We start from the raw sequence: 15,442 nt of genomic DNA on the forward strand, positions 1-15,442 counted from the left end.
ATGAAATATGTATTAGGTCATGTTGCTAGGCCAACAGTAAAGTAATTCTATCTTTATAAGTTAAGCCAGGGGAGGTTCCCCTGGCTTTTTCGTGGTTGAGGAAATGAAACGCTACTGTTGATAATCTTTTTACTATGCGTGTCTACCTCTAGCTCCACAAGGAAAGCTTCCCCGAAATTGCATCGCACGAAATTACGCGATAGCGTAATGAGGAGCGCCTACGCGTGCGCAAACTTCAGGCCTCCTCCCTACGATAAGTCATCATCGAATCGCTAGCGCTCTTCGTGATTCCTTTATCCCACTCTTAAGGCTCAGTAAGCCTCCTCCGTCGGCAACTGATCCTAAAGGTCCGATTCGTTCAACTAACCATCAGCAAAAATCGCTGATGGAAGTTTCACTTTATCTCAGTCGAAGTCCCTCCATTTTGTATGGCGATGACAGAGGCGCTTACGCTTTTGTTCTTTTTCAATGGGAATATAGTGAATTTTCGTATAAAATAGCCGTAGGGGAAATTATTATTCTTATATAAGGGGAAACAATTTATGGTTCAGACGAAATATCAACAGGATTCGCTACCGGCGATAAAAGGGGTTTTAGCCCGGCTATACCTCTATTTGAAAGAACACGGCGATACAGAAAATGCACAAAAGATAAGGCAGCTTGCAACAAAATATGAAGCTAAGGAAAATGTTATTGCATTTTGCGGGCATTTCTCCGCAGGAAAGTCTTCGATGATCAACAAGCTTGCTGGGGCAGATATTTTGCCATCAAGCCCGATACCAACAAGCGCAAACCTGGTCAAAATAAAATCCGGCGCTGACTATGCGAAGGTTTATTTTAAAACTGGCATGCCCTGGATGTACATGGCTCCTTATGATTATGGGGTCGTAAAAAGCCATGCAATGGATGGCGATGAAATTGACCAGATTGAAATAAGCAGCTCGACAATCACTCTTCCAGCTAATGGCGCCATTCTTGACACGCCAGGGATTGATTCCGCAGACGATGCCCACCGGATAGCGACAGAGTCGGCTCTTCATCTTGCCGATTTGATTTTCTATGTCATGGATTACAATCATGTTCAGTCTGAAGTGAATTTTCTTTTCACAAAAGAGCTTACCGAAGCAGGGAAAGAAGTTTATCTGGTCGTCAATCAGATCGATAAGCACCGCGATGAAGAATTGAGTTTTGAAGCTTTTAAAAATAGTGTCCTCTCATCGTTCCAATCGTGGGGTGTCCGCCCGTCAGGAATCTTTTATACGTCGCTAAGGGACTCGCTGCACCCTGGAAACGAATATCCACAATTAGAGCTGCTGGCGCACGAAAAGCTTCAGCTGGATGAGCAGGTATTTCAGAAATCAATGCGCGCTTCAATTGAAAAGCTTGTCAGCCAATATCTTAACAAGCTATCTGAAAGCCAGGAGGAAGAGCGTGCCAGGCTTGCTGAGATTCTCTCGCGAATTTCAGATATTGACAGCGTTGAGCAGGAAGTATCTACAGTGAAAGGCCAGCTTGAAGCAAGTTCAGCTAAAACGGAACAGGCTCTGAGGGACCTGGATCAACACATGAACAAAATTTTGGAAAATGCATATTTGATGCCTTTTGAAACGAGGGAGCTGGCACGTTCATTTTTGGAATCAACCCAGCCAGGATTCAAAGTAGGCTTGCTTTTCTCAACCGGAAAAACAAATGCGGAAAAGACGGCGCGGCGCGAAGCTTTTTTCAATGATGTTAACGGCAGGGCGAAGGAGCAGGTTGAATGGCATATCCGAGAACTGCTCCAAAACATTCTAAAGGAAAATGAAATACGCGATGAGCATCTCCATTCGCTGGCCAGGAATTTTTCGATAGGGATAACGGAGGATTTAATTGAAAAGCCGCTAAAGAGCGGCGCCCTAGTTACAGGCGATTATTTGTTGAATTATACTGACGGGGTTTCGTCCGAGATCAAGAAAGCAGCCAGGAATGCTGTTCATACATTCAAGAAGGATTTAGGTGAGTTCCTGGATAAACAGGTGAAAAAGGAAACTTCAATCCTTGAAGCTGAGGTGGCGAGGCTTTCTGTAATACTCGACGCGAAGCGCAACCTCGACTTCCTTGATGAAACGATTCGGAAAGCTAAATCAGATTTAACAGAGCTTCTGAACAACCGTCCGGCTGAGGACTTGAAGGTAGAGGTTTTTGAAAAAGAAGACGAAGATGTCAGGATTATTCGCGGACAGGTGCCTTTGGAATCAGAAGCTAAAGATAACGACGATATAGTACCTGCTGCTGAACCTAATGAGGAAAAACCTGAAAAAAGGACAGTCAATGCTGAAAATGTTGCTATAAAACTCAAAAAAGGCGCTGGGCTCGTTGTGTCGCTTCCGGGGTTTGCACACCTTGCGAAAGAGCTAGGAGACAGGGCATCACGCCTGGAAAACAGGGCTTACACCGTTGCCTTATTCGGTGCATTCAGCGCCGGCAAATCTTCATTTGCGAACGCGCTTATCGGTGAGACGGTTCTTCCGGTTTCACCTAACCCAACTACGGCAGCGATTTGTCGGATTAAGCCTGTCACTGCAGAGAAGGCACATGGTACAGTGGTCATTCAGATGAAGGAAAGCGCCAGCCTCCTCGACGATGTAAACCGTGCGTTGAAATCATATGAGTTCAGAGCTGATAGCCTGGAGGAAGCAGCTGAAAGAATAAGTCAGTTGCAAAGCGTGCCTTTCAACGGAGATGCTGCCGAGAAAGCGAATCTCGCATTCCTGAACGCCTTCAACACTGGCTTTGCTGAAGCAGCTGATAAGCTGGGAAACCGCCTTACTGCAGGGTACGAGGAGTTCAAGGATTATGTTGCACGTGAAGAGAAGTCTTGCTTTGTCGAATGGATTGACCTCCATTTTGATTGCGAACTCACCCGAAAAGGAATTACTCTTGTTGATACCCCTGGGGCCGACTCAATCAATGCCAGGCATACAGGAGTCGCCTTTGATTATATAAAAAACGCAGATGCGATATTGTTTGTTACTTATTACAACCACGCTTTTTCCCGGGCTGACGGTGAATTTCTTATTCAGCTCGGCCGGGTTAAGGAAGTATTCGAGCTTGATAAAATGTTCTTCATCGTCAATGCCATTGACCTGGCTAAGGATGAGGAAGAAAAACAGCATGTCCTTTCCTATGTCAAAGGTCAGCTTGAAGCATACGGAATCCGCAATCCCCACCTAAATCCTGTCTCCAGTCTGCTTGGCTTGAAAGAGAAGCTGGGAAGTTTGGATACAGCAGAATCTGGTTTGCCGCAGTTTGAGGAAGACTTCTATCGATTTATTTCCGAAGGGCTTTCCGGCATGGCGGCAGCTTCAGCTGAAAAAGAGTTCCAGCGGATCAAGGGAATGGTTTCGAACCTTGTCCAATCCGCAAAACTCGATAAAACCATGGCAGAAGAAAAAATTAAAGAACTCCATAAAATCAAGCAAGACCTTTCCAGCTTGATAGCAAAGCAATCACCCGCCGGACTCGAGCAAAGAGTCACCCAGGAGGCGGAGGAACTCGTTCATTACGTAAAGCAGAGGGTGTTCCTGCGTTTCGGCGACTTTTTCAAGGAATCGTTCAACCCATCTGCCATCAATGCCAATCGAAACATAAAACATGCGTTAAAGGCGGCATTAGAGGAACTCCTTGAAAGCCTTGGTCACGACCTCGCCCAGGAAATGCGGGCGACCGGGCTGAGGATTGAAAAGTTCACTGGGAAAGCGATTCGCGACTTTATGGCTGGCCTGGAAGAGGATGCGGGGGAATTATGCGAGGGTTTGACTTTTGGGACCGTGAATCTGCAGGAACCGGCTGGCATTGAGTTTCCGCGGGGATTTGTTTCTGTAGAGGCTAGCCGTTTCAACCGCCAATTGGCACTATTCAAAAACCCTAAGGATTTCTTTGAGAAAAATGGCAAACAAATCATGCAGGACGAATTGAATACGTTGTTGTCCGTTGAAGCTGATGCCTATCTCGAAGCAGAATCCGCTAGACTAAATGAATACTGTGCCAAACTCGTTTCGGACTGGTTTGCGACAGTGATTGAAGAAGCTTCAGAAAAGGCCGAAGATTATATAAACGGGTTCCTTGAAGTGTATGGAGGCAGCTTTGATGCAGAGAAACTTGAAGCTGTATTAAGGCAGCTTGAGGAAATTGCTTCTTAATTGTCAATTAACCCCCATAATGACGCTGTCTATGGTATAATGAAACTATGATTTTATAAGATAAAGGCGCGCTGGTTGCGCCTTTTTATTTTTCATAGGAAATGGTTCAAATTGAAGGCTTTAGTGCTTGGTGGACATTTTGGTGTATGAAGCAAGTCGATTTGTACTTGAAGAACGGTTTCGAGGACATTTTGGGGTTCGCCGCAATTCAATTTGTCCTTGAAAAGCACTTTCAAGGACATTTTGAGGTTGATTTCAAGTCAATTTGTACTTGAAGAACAGTGTCGAGCACATTTTTGAATTGGCCAGCAAGCATTATGTCCCTGAAAACAGTTCGAGCACAGCTGTGTAAATGACTGTAATAGTTATATTCAGTCAAAGTTGCCATGGCCTGAATTGTAATTTATTAATGATCTTTTAAAATACGAATGATAAATGGGGGTTATTTTTTTGCAAAAACAAGAATCGTTGATGCTCGTTGATGGCATGGCCCTCTTATTTAGGGCGTTTTATGCCACATCGGTTACGGGCCAGTTTATGATAAATTCAAAAGGAATGCCTACTAACGGGGTACAGGGCTTCCTGAAGCATATGCTGACGGCTGTCTCGGAGTTCAGCCCTACTCATTTGGCTGTTTGCTGGGACATGGGATCAAAAACCTTCCGCTCTGAGCTGTTTGATGGCTATAAGGCAAATAGAGGAGAAGCGCCTGTTGAACTAATTCCTCAGTTTGACCTTGCTAAAGAGGTTGTCGAGGCTTTCGATATCCCGAATATCGGTCTGGTTGGGTACGAAGCGGACGACTGTATCGGTACAATTGCCCGGCAGCTTAGCGGAACTATGCCCGTGTCAATTTTGACAGGTGACCGTGATATCTTGCAGTTACTTGATGAACAAGTTTCGGTTATTTTGCTCAAAAAGGGCTTCGGAAATTACCTTGTCCATACTCCTCAAACATTTTATGATGAATGCGGGCTTATTCCTCGCCAGATGATTGACTTGAAGGCACTAATGGGTGACCCGAGTGACAATTATCCAGGAGTTAAGGGAATAGGTGAAAAGACAGCTTTAAAGCTATTGCTTGAGCATAGCCACATAGAAGGCATTCTTGAAAACCTTGAGAAGCTTTCAAAGTCACACAAATCGAAAATTGAGCAGGACCTTGAGATGCTTCATCTCTCAAGAAGGCTTGCCGAAATTGATTGCAATGTCCCTGTCATTTGCGATATCGACTCAGCTCTGTTTAAACCAGACAGGCAAAAGGTTGAATCCATGTTAACTGAAACCGGCATTCGCGGAGTCTCCAAGATGATTCCATTTGATCCAGAACCAGTATTTTAATTATTTGTTTCTAAGGCTGTCCTTATTATTAAGGATGGTCTTTTTTATATCATTAACTTAAGAGAAGCGGTATCAGTTCCAGAAAAGGAGTCACTCGATCTTTAAAGGTAACAGAGAAGCGTTATCAGTGCCCGAAATGAATCACCCGAGCTTCAAAAGGTAACAGAAAAGGCCTGTCAGTGCCCGAAGCGAGGCACTCAGGCTAAAAAGGTAAAAGACATAGCTGTGTCATTCCAATTACCCCTAATATTAGCCATATAGGGGAACAAAGACATCATGAACCCAATAAGGTTGTTTCATTTTAAAGGAGCCCTCAAGCCAGGGGCTCCTAAGTGTTTATCGCTTTGTATTGCTTTTCTTCGCGTTGTTTTCAAGCTGGCTTTTCGGAGCAGGAGTGAAGTCGGCATCCTGGCCGAAACCCTGCGGATTTACACCTGGGGCTTTAGTCCCGCGGTTTGAGTTATTTTTGCTCATTCTCGTCACCTCCTGTTTTCTTAGTATCTCCACGGGGAATAATAAAACACGATCGTTAAACAAGTAGATGAGGTGAGGAGATATGAATAAAGGCGTAATCGTATCCCTGCTAAGCATTGGGTTGGCGCAGGGCTTGAAAATACCTATCCACTATGCAAAGAAGAGAGAATGGCGTCCGGAATTATTTTTCCAAACTGGCGGGATGCCAAGTTCACACTCGGCTGGAGTTTCTTCACTGACAACATTCATTGCTTTAAAAAGAGGAGTTCCAACAGTCGATTTTGCCCTTTCCCTCGTGTATGGGCTGATTGTTATGTACGATGCCCAGGGAATCAGAAGGCAAACTGGGGAATTAACGTTGCAGGTGAACTCTCTTGGTGAGTTGGTTGATAAAATCCATGATGAAGATGCAAAAGTTGAGTTTGTGGAAAAAACACCGAAAAAGTTAAAAGAAATGCTGGGCCATAAGCCCGAGGAAGTGCTTGGAGGTGCAGCACTCGGGATCCTGATGGGATATGTCGGACACGTTTTGACAAAAAACGATGGAACGATGTCTGATTTTACTTTACAGATGAACCGGGAAAGAAAGAACACAGCTACAGGTGAGAGATGAACGTGAGTACAACGACCCTTTATGGCACTAAATGCGATTAAAATAATTCAAAGACAAGAGGAAACTCTTGTCTTTTTTTTGTATTAATATTATAATTAAGGAAACAAATGTTCGCATAAAGAGGGCGTGTCTGCAATAAAAAAGCTTTAGAGCCACCCTTGGATGCCAAGCATTGCTGTGACCGCTGGTAGGAAGATAGGCCGTTTACCCCATTTGCAATAGCTGTGGGAGTATCAGTTGAAAATCAGGAAGGAATGGGTGTGAACGTGCAGACGCTTGATAGTTTTCTGCAAGGTTTGCAGAGCAAGGGATTCCAATTTCAGGAAGACGCAATCGGGTTCATTTATTTTGGGAAACTTTATACGAATGCGAGCGATGAACTTGCGATTGCTGCTGTTGAACTCACGCTGAAGGCCCAATTCAGCTTCGAGGGGAGTTTTTATGTTTCCCTGCTGGAAACACTTGTTGCAAATAAAGTTAAAACACGTAAAGCAGCTCTGAAATTTGTAAAAGATAACCAGCTGCTTGCCATTTAAAAACACATATACCTGTAAAAAGCCGGACGCATCTTACGCGCCCGGCTTTTCGGTGCTATAGTCAAGAGTTGCTTGCTGATCAAGCCGCCTTGCTGCCTTTGAAGGAAGTTCTGAGAAAATCATCCCTGCAAAAATCAATAAACAACCAATTAGTGCAGACAATGTAAGGGTCTCATTCGCCCAAAAATATCCGGCGCCTGCAGCAAAAACTGGCTCCATTGCAAAAATTAATGCTACCCTTGTTGGAGAAGTATGCTTCTGAAGTGATGTCTGAACCAGGAATGCGAAAGCAGTCGCAAATAAAGAACAAATGATAAGGGCGACCAATACTTCCGTGGAGAGCAAAATGTCCGGTTTGAATGCATTTCCCCAATCCTCAAAAATAAAAGCGGAGCCAGTTGAAAGAATGCCGACTGTTCCAATTTGTATAACAGTTAATAATAGCGAAGGGAAGCTGCTGCTGTACTTACCAGTAAGAATGATTTGCAATGCGAAACCAATTGCACAAATAAATACAAGGGCATCACCCTTATTCAGTCCGGCAACACCGCCCATTGTCAGTAAAAACAGTCCGATAGTCGCGATAATGACACCGAGAATGGCATTTCGGCTTGGCTGCTGTTTCATCAGCAAGAAAGAAAACATCGGAACAAGGACGACGCTAAGCCCAGTAATAAATCCAGCCTTTGAAGAAGTTGTGTATAACAGTCCAGCAGTTTGCGCGGCATAGCCGATAAATAAAAACACACCGAGTAAAAATCCTGCAACGATTATGTTTTTGTTTAGCTGCTTTAGCTGTTTCCGTTCAAATAAAATAAGCCAGAGTCCTAAAACCAGGGCGGCAGCCATGAACCTAACTCCATTAAAAGAAAAAGGCTCGAGAAAACTAATCGCATTTTGCACGAGGACAAAGGTGGTCCCCCATATAAATGCAACGAGTATTAGGGTACCGTCTGCTAGAAGCTGTTTGTTCATCAGGCTTCCTCCCCTGCAATCGGGATGTTCTTTCTAATTGCAATTCTTGCAAGCTCGTCGGCAGTCTTGTTTTCACTGCTTGGGATCCATTTCATAAAAAACAAATCAAATTGCCTGCTGAGCTTGAGAGCTTGTTCAAGCAGGGGGGCAAAGTTCTTATTTTTGGCAAATTCCTTCTCAACAGCCCGGTTAACTAATTCTGAATCTGTTCTGAAGGAAACTGTCTTGTATCCTTTTTCAAGGCAAATTTCCAGGGCTTTTATAAAGGCGTGGTATTCAGCTTCATGATTGGACATTGTACCGAGCGGAATTGAAAAGCTGTCGGCTCCGCCATGCCCCTTGATGAAAATACCAGCACCGCTCGGCCCGGGATTGCCTGCGCTGGCCCCATCGACGTATACTTCTATCAAGTTCCATTCCCCCATTAATGTGCTAAAGCGATTTTATCACAAACAGGCTGAGAATTTTAGTGTAAATTGGTTTAGCAAGTTGCATTTGTGTATAAACGTATTGAATGACGCTTCATTTTTAAAGGACAATTATTGAAGACATTTTAAGCTGCATTCGATATCAAAACGTCCCCAATAAAGGCTATTGGCGACATTTTATGTTAAAAATTACAGTATAACGTTACCAATAGATGATGTTGGTAACATTTTCAACCAAAATTCAATCCGAAACGTTTCCAATAAAGATGACATAATCACCTTAAGACGGTATCTTTGAAAAGAATTAATACATTTTTTCTTTAGGCCGCCATATTTTTAAGGAATAGGCAAAAATAAGAGTACTCTCATTAACCGGAGGCTATGCAGATGAAATATAGATTAGAATGGGATTTTAAAATAAAGGGCAGTGACAATGTCCATTTCAGCTCAGATTTGCTGGACGGAGAAACCGCACTTTCAACCGGCGAAGAACTTGAAAAGACAGGAAAAGCGGTTGAAATTTCGTATGAGGATGAACTAGGTACAACCTGGACGTTAAAGGAAATGCGGAAATTGCTTGAAGAGACCGAGGAAGACCCGCATGATGTTGTCGTTTATTTTGATGGCGGCTTCCAAAAAGAAACAAATGAGGCCTGGCTTGGAGCTGTTGTCTTTTTCAAACAGGGGAAGAAAAAGTTCCGGGTGCGCGCCAATGAAAAAATCGCCGAGATGGAAACGAACAATGAGGCGGAATATGCGGCGATGTACTTTGCTGTCTCATTATTCGAGGAGTATGGGATCAGCAATATGCCTTGCGAGTTCCGCGGCGATTCCCAGGGAGTACTGAAGCAGCTCGAAGGCGAATGGCCATGCTATGAAGAAGTACTGAACAAATGGCTCGATCGAATTGAAAAGAAATTAGAGGAATTAGGGATTAAACCTTCTTACAAGGTTCTGTCGCGTAATGAAAATAAAGAAGCGGATAAGCTTGCAAGCCAGGCGCTGGCAGGAAAAAAAATCATGGCAAAGACCCAATTGCTGTAGGAGGTAGGGGATGGAAAAAAGAACAATTGAACGGAGGCAGTTGTTCCGGGAAATCAATTCTCTCCTGGTTCAATACTGTGATGGCTGTTTTTTGCAAAAGCAGAATCTGGCCGACTCCGGAAGAAGAAAGTCACATAAATTTTGCATTAGCCAATGTACGGTAGGCGAGCAGCTGAAATCGCTTGGAGACCAGTTATCAGGAAAATAACTTTACCTTAATTTATTTGGCTGAATAGTTGCTTGGTTAGAATTCACTCACTGATAAAGCTATCGCTTCATGGCACTAATGTAATTATTTTAACCATACAAAAAGGCTGGCATCTGCCAGCCTGAAACATTCGACTTTGTAAACGCAATGAAAATTAAAGTTTTACTACGTTCGCAGCCTGTGGTCCACGGTTTCCTTCAACGATTTCGAAAGAAACTTCTTGACCTTCTTCAAGGGATTTGAAACCGTCTCCCTGGATTGCTGAGAAATGAACGAATACGTCTTCTCCGCCTTCTACTTCAATGAAACCGTAGCCTTTTTCGTTGTTGAACCATTTTACTTTACCGTTTTGCATAGTAACCTTTTCCTCCTAAAACCTTCGAAGCATAAAATATGCCCAAGTTGAATATTATCATGAAACAGATGTAACAGGTATGTCCTGATTTAGTCTGTATCATGATGATTTAACTATACATGATACCTACAGGGCAGTCAAGGGATGTAAGCGCTTTTCCTGGGAATAGATCCAATTTTCCCAACATTATAAAAATATTTCATAATCGCCTATAACAGGCCATACTCTCTAGTATGGGAGGGTGAGCGTATTGTACCGCATCGCACAAAAAAACCAGGAACTAATTCTTAGATTTTGGCCGAAGCTGAACTTGACATTGAACCAGAAAGAGGAAATTTGCAGGGCATTCACTGGCTGCAACGTAAAGATTTCAGAAATTGCTTCTGATGGCAGCGCCTTGCTTTTTGTTGAAAATGTGGGGGCGGTGGCCCTAGACGTGGAGCGGATGCCATCTCTTGTTTTAACAGTGACGGCAGTAGTGCCAAAGAATAGATGGTTCAATTATAGGGAGCTGTAGACCCTTTGCCGAAAGGCATATTTTTTTTGCGAAAAAAAAAGCACTTGAGTTTTCTTTCACAAAAAGAATCCAATTTAGGCTAAAATGGAGATATCTTGTCTAGTTGGATTGGTGGGTAAAACGTGAAAAAAGTAATTATCTCCGAAAAGCCGTCGGTTGCGAAAAACATTGCCGATGCCTTGAAAATCAAGGGAAAACAGGACGGTTATTATGAAGGGGACGACTATATTATTACATGGGCGTTCGGGCATCTGCTGCAGCTCTGGGATGCGAAAGATTATGATACGAAGATGGCAAAGTGGAAAATGGATAATTTCCCTTTCATTCCCGAACAGTTTAAATATAAAGTGAAGAGCGATCCGAGGAATCGGGATAAGGAGGACCTTGGCGCGAAAAAGCAGCTAAAGGTTATCCATAGCCTGATTAAGCGAGCGGATGTTGACGGAATTGTCTCGGCATGCGACTTCGACCGGGAAGGCCAGTTGATTGGCGACAGTATTATTTACAACAGTAAAACGAAGAAGCCTGTTTTTCGGCTGCTTCTGAATGAATGGACACCGAATGAAGTGCTGAATGGCCTTGCTTCAATGAAGCCAAATACGGATTTACGTCCGCTGCAGGATGCAGGGGTGAGCCGCCAGTGGGCGGATTGGACGATTGGCATCAACCTGACATCAGCTGCGACATTAAAGTACCAGAAGGGTTCTGGGAAGGCTCTCAATATCGGGCGGGTGCTGCTGCCAACGTTGAAAATCATTTATGACAGGGACCTTGAAATTGAAAGGTTTGTCCCGGAAACATATTTCAAGCTTTCGGCACTATTCAAGACTTCAAAGAATGAAGAATACGAGGGAACTTATAACGAGAAAGAGACGGAAAAGTTCAAGGATAAGTCCAAGCTAGAGGAAATTGTTGCAAAGCTTGAAGGGCACGATGGAGTTGTTACCGACAAGAAGGTGGAGAAAAAGCGGGAGCTGCCTCCATTCCTGTTCAATCTTTCCAACTTGCAGGGATATATTACGAGCAAATACAAGGGCTGGACAGCAGATAAGGTGCTGAAGGTTGCCCAGTCGCTTTATGAGAAAAAGTTCATCACATATCCGAGGACGGCCAGCTCTGTGCTTGAGGAATCACTTGCGGGCAAGGCAGCAAAGGTTCTGGATAATTTAAAAAAGGACCTCCCATACAAGGATGAAGTTGTTTTTAAAAAATCAAAGCGCGTATTTGACTCGTCAAGGGTTGAAAGCCATAGTGCGATCATGCCGACCTATATGATGCCGAAGTCGCTTACTGCTGACGAAGCGATTGTTTACAACGCAATCAAGAACCGTTTCATTATGCAGTTTATGCCCGCGGCAGAGTATGAGGAAACAAGGATTACGACTGAAATTCCAGAGGCAGCTCTCGCCGGGGTATTTTTATCCAAGGGGCGAATTGAGCTTGTCGAAGGCTGGAAGAAGGTTGAAAAAATTGATTCGAAGGAGACTCTCCTTCCAAATGTGCAGGTTCAGGAAAAAGTCGCAGTTGCCGGAACCGATTTGTCAACGCACCAAACCAAGCCTCCAAAGCACCATACCGAGAAAACGCTGCTCCGGGTGATGGAGACTTGCGGAAAAGGGCACGAGGAAGAAGATAGCACCGAAATGATGGAGGCGATCCTCGCAGGCTTCAGTATCGGTACGCCGGCGACAAGGGCGGAAACAATCAAGAAGCTGAAGGATATTGGTTATATCGAAGCTCAGAACAAGAATTTGATTTGTACCGAGCTTGGCAGAAGGCTGGTCGAAACGTTTCCGATCCACGAGCTGTTTGACCTCGAATTTACCGGAAGACTTGAAAAGACACTTGCTGATATTGAAAAGCGAAGGGTCGCAAAGGATGAATTTTTATCGATGATTTTCGGATTTACGTCTGAATCGGTTGAAAAGATTAAGGCCGGCGAGGCCACAATCCTCCAGGAAGTAAAAAGGGAGCGGAAGTCTGCGGAAGCTCTTGGCAAATGCCCGGAATGCAGCGAGGGCAGCATTATTGAAGGGTTTAAGGGATTCGGCTGCAGCAACTGGAAGAGCGGCTGCAAGTTTGTAGTCTGGAAAAACGATAAATTCCTTGCTGCGTTAAAAAAGAAGCCTACCGTAACAATGGTGAAAAGCATCCTGAAAAATGGTTATGCCAATGTCAAGGGACTAACGAGCAAGAAAGGCACGAAGTTTGATGCAATCCTCCGTTATGAAAAGAACGAGGAAAAAGGGTATTACTCGTGGAAAATGGAGTTTCCGGAAAAGACTACCGGGCCTGCTAAAAAAGCCGCTTCGGCAAGAACTCGGAAAACTTCCAACCCGACAGTGTAATAATTTGGCAGGGCCGGTAGAATTCTAAAGGCACCTGCCTCTTTTAAAGTTTGTACTAGATTTCATCTGGTAAAGTATTTTTACTCGACGAAACTGAGGTTATGAGAGTGAAATTCGCCTAGTAAAGTAAGTTAACTCGACGAAACTGAGGTTATGAAGGTGAGATTCGTCGAGTAAAGTGTGTTTACTCGACGCAACCGAGGTTATGAAGGTGAGATTCGTCTAGTAAAGTGTGTTTACTCGACGAAACAGAGGTCAGGATGATGAGATTTGTCTAGTAAAGTGATCCGTCCATCAGTGATGGTCTTACTGCCCATTAAGAGTGGGATAAAGTGAACCTTCCATCAGTGGGGGGTTCATCCCCGCTGATGGTTAAGTGAGCCAATCGGACCTTTACGGGCAGTCGACCCTTACATATATTCTTCTTTATCTCTGAATCATAAGGTTGGTGGTCTTACTGCCCATTAAGAGTGGGATAAAGTGAACCTTCCATCAGTGGGGGGTGTTCATCCCCGCTGATGGTTAGGTGAGCCAATCGGACCTTTACGGGCAGTCGACCCTTACATATATTCTTCTTTATCTCTGAATCATAAGGTTGGTGGTCTTACTGCCCGTTAAGAGTGGGATAAAAATCACTCACAGAAGACGGAGAATTTGTTACAATAGAAATTGTTAGAAAAGTTTACACTAATTCAGTCATGGATGCGGGGGATACTTTTGGAAAAAATTAAGCACAAGTCCGACATTGAAATTGCACAGCAAGCAAAAATGAAGCCAATCACTGAGATCGCAGCAACGCTCGGACTGGCTGAAGACGATTTGGAGCTATACGGAAAGTACAAAGCAAAGCTCTCGACTGACGTACTTAAAAAATTGCAGACCCGGCCTAGCGGTAAAATTATTCTTGTAACTGCTATTAATCCAACTCCGGCGGGAGAAGGAAAGTCGACGGTTACAGTCGGACTTGGCGATGCGTTTAATAAAATTGGAAAAAAAGCGATGATTGCGATGCGCGAGCCTTCGCTTGGCCCAACAATGGGCATAAAGGGAGGTGCCGCTGGCGGCGGTTACTCCCAGGTGCTGCCGATGGAGGATATTAACCTTCATTTTACTGGCGACCTCCATGCGATTACCACAGCAAACAATGCATTGGCTGCTTTAATTGATAACCACATGCAGCAAGGAAATGAACTTCGCATTGATTCCAGGCGGATTGTCTGGAAACGTGCCGTCGACCTGAATGACAGGGCACTCCGGAAAGTAATTATCGGCCTTGGCGGACCAATCCAGGGTGTTCCGCGTGAGGATGGTTTTGATATTACGGTAGCATCCGAAATTATGGCAGTCCTTTGCCTTGCTACTGATTTGGAGGATTTAAAACGAAGGCTTGCCCGGATGGTCGTCGCCTATAATGACCAAAAGGAGCCTGTCACTGCGGGCGACCTTGGTGTTGAAGGCGCACTAACCTTGCTGCTTAAGGATGCGGTTAAGCCAAATATAGTCCAGACGATCGAGCATACACCTGCGATGGTGCATGGGGGTCCATTCGCTAATATCGCACATGGATGTAACTCTGTCATTGCGACGACGACTGCGGCGAAACTGGCTGATTATGTGATAACAGAGGCTGGATTTGGGGCAGACCTTGGAGCGGAAAAGTTTTTGCATATTAAATCGCGCAGTGCTCAAATCAATCCGGAAGCGGTTGTCATTGTTGCAACGATCCGCGCGCTGAAGATGCATGGCGGGGTACCTAAAAATGAACTTTCAACTGAAAATATCCCGGCTCTGACTCTCGGCTTTGACAACTTGAAAAAACATATTGAAACAATCAGGGAATTCGGTTTGCCAGCAGTAGTTGCGGTTAACAAATTTGTAACCGATAGTGCTGAAGAAGTTAAAACGTTGATCGAGTGGTGTGAGGCGGAACAAATTCCTGTTGCGTTGACCGAAGTATGGGAAAAAGGCGGAGAAGGCGGTATTGACCTCGCTGAAAAAGTGTTGAAGGCAATTGAGGAAACACCTAACACTTTCCATCCGCTTTATGACCTTGCCGATCCAATTGATGTAAAGGTACGGACCATCGTCCAAAAAGTGTATGGCGGCCTTGATGTCGAGTTTTCGGCAAAAGCAAAAAAACAGCTTGAGGAATATGACAGATACGGCTGGTCGAATCTGCCGATCTGTATGGCAAAAACACAGTACTCTTTATCAGATAACCCATCCCTGCTTGGAAAACCAACAGGATTCACGGTAACTGTCCGCGAATTTAAGCCGTCGATTGGCGCAGGGTTTTTGGTCGCTCTGACCGGAGAAGTTATGACAATGCCAGGCCTACCAAAACGTCCTGCCGCGATGAATATGGATGTTGATGATAACGGGAACGCGGTCGGGCTTTTCTAGGGAAAATAGGAATATGCGA

The 15,442-nt window shown here is 44.4% G+C and carries 13 protein-coding genes; 9 read left to right on the forward strand and 4 right to left on the reverse strand.

From position 1 onward, the window contains the following. The first annotated feature begins 542 nt into the window (after positions 1 to 542). Positions 543 to 4,181 (forward strand): dynamin family protein, encoded by a 3,639-nt coding sequence (locus TY16_RS20595; RefSeq protein WP_043933655.1) that lies wholly within the window; start codon positions 543 to 545, stop codon positions 4,179 to 4,181. A 435-nt stretch (positions 4,182 to 4,616) separates the two neighbouring features. Beyond that, positions 4,617 to 5,522 (forward strand): 5'-3' exonuclease, encoded by a 906-nt coding sequence (locus tag TY16_RS20600; protein WP_043933656.1) that lies wholly within the window; start codon positions 4,617 to 4,619, stop codon positions 5,520 to 5,522. Positions 5,523 to 5,858: 336 nt separating this feature from the next. On the opposite strand, the gene sspL is transcribed toward TY16_RS20600, so the two are convergent. Continuing rightward, positions 5,859 to 5,996 carry a small, acid-soluble spore protein L gene (gene sspL / locus TY16_RS20605; protein ID WP_043933657.1) on the reverse strand — a complete coding sequence of 46 codons (138 nt, stop codon included), beginning with the start codon at positions 5,994 to 5,996 and terminating at the stop codon, positions 5,859 to 5,861. 82 nt (positions 5,997 to 6,078) lie between these two features. On the opposite strand from sspL, the gene TY16_RS20610 reads away from it, so the two are divergent. Together TY16_RS20610 and TY16_RS20615 are read left to right on the forward strand one after the other, a co-directional pair. Further along, complete coding sequence (locus tag TY16_RS20610) at positions 6,079 to 6,609, forward strand: divergent PAP2 family protein (RefSeq protein WP_043933658.1); 531 nt, start codon at positions 6,079 to 6,081, stop codon at positions 6,607 to 6,609. A gap of 254 nt (positions 6,610 to 6,863) precedes the next feature. Beyond that, the gene (locus TY16_RS20615; RefSeq protein WP_442853233.1) at positions 6,864 to 7,145 is read left to right on the forward strand and encodes a DUF6123 family protein; all 282 of its coding nucleotides are present in this window, start codon (positions 6,864 to 6,866) and stop codon (positions 7,143 to 7,145) included. 33 nt (positions 7,146 to 7,178) lie between these two features. On the opposite strand, the gene TY16_RS20620 is transcribed toward TY16_RS20615, so the two are convergent. Both TY16_RS20620 and TY16_RS20625 read right to left on the reverse strand, forming a co-directional pair. Further along, positions 7,179 to 8,120: a DMT family transporter gene (locus TY16_RS20620; RefSeq protein WP_043933659.1), complete on the reverse strand. Its 942-nt coding sequence runs from the start codon at positions 8,118 to 8,120 to the stop codon at positions 7,179 to 7,181. Further along, positions 8,120 to 8,530 (reverse strand): reverse transcriptase-like protein, encoded by a 411-nt coding sequence (locus tag TY16_RS20625; RefSeq protein WP_043933660.1) that lies wholly within the window; start codon positions 8,528 to 8,530, stop codon positions 8,120 to 8,122. Before TY16_RS20625 ends, TY16_RS20620 begins: the two co-directional genes overlap by 1 nt. A 405-nt stretch (positions 8,531 to 8,935) precedes the next feature. On the opposite strand from TY16_RS20625, the gene TY16_RS20630 reads away from it, so the two are divergent. Continuing rightward, positions 8,936 to 9,592, forward strand: coding sequence for a reverse transcriptase-like protein (locus TY16_RS20630; RefSeq protein WP_043933661.1), 657 nt, complete (start codon positions 8,936 to 8,938; stop codon positions 9,590 to 9,592). Positions 9,593 to 9,602: 10 nt separating this feature from the next. Further along, positions 9,603 to 9,800 carry a zinc-finger domain-containing protein gene (locus TY16_RS20635; RefSeq protein ID WP_442853234.1) on the forward strand — a complete coding sequence of 66 codons (198 nt, stop codon included), beginning with the start codon at positions 9,603 to 9,605 and terminating at the stop codon, positions 9,798 to 9,800. Positions 9,801 to 9,954: 154 nt separating this feature from the next. On the opposite strand, the gene cspD is transcribed toward TY16_RS20635, so the two are convergent. Beyond that, positions 9,955 to 10,155 (reverse strand): cold-shock protein CspD, encoded by a 201-nt coding sequence (gene cspD / locus TY16_RS20640; RefSeq protein WP_043933662.1) that lies wholly within the window; start codon positions 10,153 to 10,155, stop codon positions 9,955 to 9,957. A gap of 250 nt (positions 10,156 to 10,405) precedes the next feature. Between cspD and TY16_RS20645 the strand changes: the two genes are divergently transcribed. The 3 genes from TY16_RS20645 (at position 10,406) to TY16_RS20655 (ending at position 15,423) form a co-directional block, all read left to right on the forward strand. Then, positions 10,406 to 10,672 carry a hypothetical protein gene (locus TY16_RS20645; RefSeq protein ID WP_043933663.1) on the forward strand — a complete coding sequence of 89 codons (267 nt, stop codon included), beginning with the start codon at positions 10,406 to 10,408 and terminating at the stop codon, positions 10,670 to 10,672. A gap of 122 nt (positions 10,673 to 10,794) precedes the next feature. Then, positions 10,795 to 13,020, forward strand: coding sequence for a type IA DNA topoisomerase (locus TY16_RS20650; protein ID WP_043933664.1), 2,226 nt, complete (start codon positions 10,795 to 10,797; stop codon positions 13,018 to 13,020). Between the two features lie 726 nt (positions 13,021 to 13,746). Further along, complete coding sequence (locus tag TY16_RS20655) at positions 13,747 to 15,423, forward strand: formate--tetrahydrofolate ligase (RefSeq protein WP_442853259.1); 1,677 nt, start codon at positions 13,747 to 13,749, stop codon at positions 15,421 to 15,423. The last annotated feature ends 19 nt before the right edge of the window (positions 15,424 to 15,442 follow it).

This window comes from Bacillus sp. EB01, from assembly GCF_000613125.1.
Taxonomy (GTDB): Bacteria; Bacillota; Bacilli; order Bacillales; family Cytobacillaceae; genus Bacillus_D.

Coding starts and splice junctions, on each gene's coding strand:
- TY16_RS20595 (WP_043933655.1), top strand. CDS start 543: ATGGTTCAGACGAAATATCAACAGGATTCGCTACCGGCGATAAAAGGG.
- TY16_RS20630 (WP_043933661.1), top strand. CDS start 8,936: ATGAAATATAGATTAGAATGGGATTTTAAAATAAAGGGCAGTGACAAT.
- TY16_RS20600 (WP_043933656.1), top strand. CDS start 4,617: ATGGGGGTTATTTTTTTGCAAAAACAAGAATCGTTGATGCTCGTTGAT.
- sspL (WP_043933657.1), bottom strand. CDS start 5,996: ATGAGCAAAAATAACTCAAACCGCGGGACTAAAGCCCCAGGTGTAAAT.
- TY16_RS20635 (WP_442853234.1), top strand. CDS start 9,603: ATGGAAAAAAGAACAATTGAACGGAGGCAGTTGTTCCGGGAAATCAAT.
- TY16_RS20610 (WP_043933658.1), top strand. CDS start 6,079: ATGAATAAAGGCGTAATCGTATCCCTGCTAAGCATTGGGTTGGCGCAG.
- TY16_RS20620 (WP_043933659.1), bottom strand. CDS start 8,120: ATGAACAAACAGCTTCTAGCAGACGGTACCCTAATACTCGTTGCATTT.
- TY16_RS20615 (WP_442853233.1), top strand. CDS start 6,864: ATGGGTGTGAACGTGCAGACGCTTGATAGTTTTCTGCAAGGTTTGCAG.
- cspD (WP_043933662.1), bottom strand. CDS start 10,155: ATGCAAAACGGTAAAGTAAAATGGTTCAACAACGAAAAAGGCTACGGT.